General features: G+C 61.3%; 2 protein-coding genes. Both read left to right on the forward strand.

The annotated features are described in order from the left end of the window. Window positions 1–80: 80 nt before the first annotated feature. The gene (locus V8683_RS31325; protein WP_462880752.1) at window positions 81–347 is read left to right on the forward strand and encodes an FAD assembly factor SdhE; all 267 of its coding nucleotides are present in this window, start codon (window positions 81–83) and stop codon (window positions 345–347) included. A 124-nt stretch (window positions 348–471) separates the two neighbouring features. Beyond that, on the forward strand, window positions 472–1,164 hold a 693-nt coding region (locus tag V8683_RS31330), incomplete at its 3' end, for a citrate/2-methylcitrate synthase (RefSeq protein ID WP_462880753.1).

Genomic DNA, 1,164 nt, shown 5'->3' on the forward strand with positions numbered 1-1,164 from the left:
GTTTGAACCCCACCAAGGCGATCGGCAAGATCAAGGAACTGATGGTGCGCCGCGCCGTTTGAGGCGGCGTCCTTGCTCAAATGGAATCACACCAGTCTGATCCCCACCGCCGGGCGCGCCGACGCTGGCGCGCCCGGCGCGGTCTGCTCGAAAACGATCTGATTTTCGAGCGCTTTTTCGACCGCTATGAGCATGACCTCAGCGATGCCGACGTGGGCGCTCTCACGCGCCTGCTCGAGCTGAGCGATAACGACCTGATGGACTTGCTGCTCGCACGCAAGGAACCAGAAGGCGACCTGGCCGACCCGGACGTGAAGCGGGTGCTGGAATTGCTTCGCAACGTCTGAGGTGCGGCGGTGCCTGCAGTTGCCGTATCTGCCGCCGTCGCCGCAGTAATCGTGCGGCGGCAGGCGCCGCGCCGGACGTGCAAACTATCGAATCCTGTGTTTATCCTTCGATTGAGGATGTGCTATGACCCCGTCTGATGTAAAAGCCACGCTATCGTTCAGCGACAATTCGCCGAGCGTCGAACTGCCGATCTACAAGGGCACCCTGGGCCCGGACGTGATCGACATCCGCAAACTGTACGGTCAGACCGGCAAGTTCACGTACGACCCGGGCTTCATGTCGACGGCGTCGTGCAACTCGGCGATCACGTACATTGACGGCGACAAGGGCGAGCTGCTCTACCGCGGCTACCCCATCGACAACCTCGCGCAGAACGCCGACTTCCTCGAAACCTGCTACCTGCTCCTGAAGGGTGACCTGCCGAACCAGGCCCAGAAGGACGAATTCGTGAAGACCGTCACGCAGCACACGATGGTTCACGAGCAGATGCATTTCTTCTTCCGCGGCTTCCGTCGCGACGCGCACCCGATGGCGATTCTGGTTGCGGCAGTGGGCGCGCTTTCGGCCTTCTACCACGACTCGCTCGACATCAATAACCCGCGTCACCGCGACATCTCGGCGATCCGCATGATCGCCAAGCTGCCGACGCTCGTCGCCATGGCGTACAAGTACTCGATCGGCCAGCCGTTCGTGTATCCGCGCAACGAGCTTTCGTACAGCGCGAACTTCATGCACATGATGTTCTCGAACCCGTGCGAAGAGTACAAGGTCAACGACGTGCTGGTGCGCGCGCTCGACCGCATCCTGATCCTGCAC

It is taken from the genome of Paraburkholderia sp. AV2, from assembly GCF_054968425.1.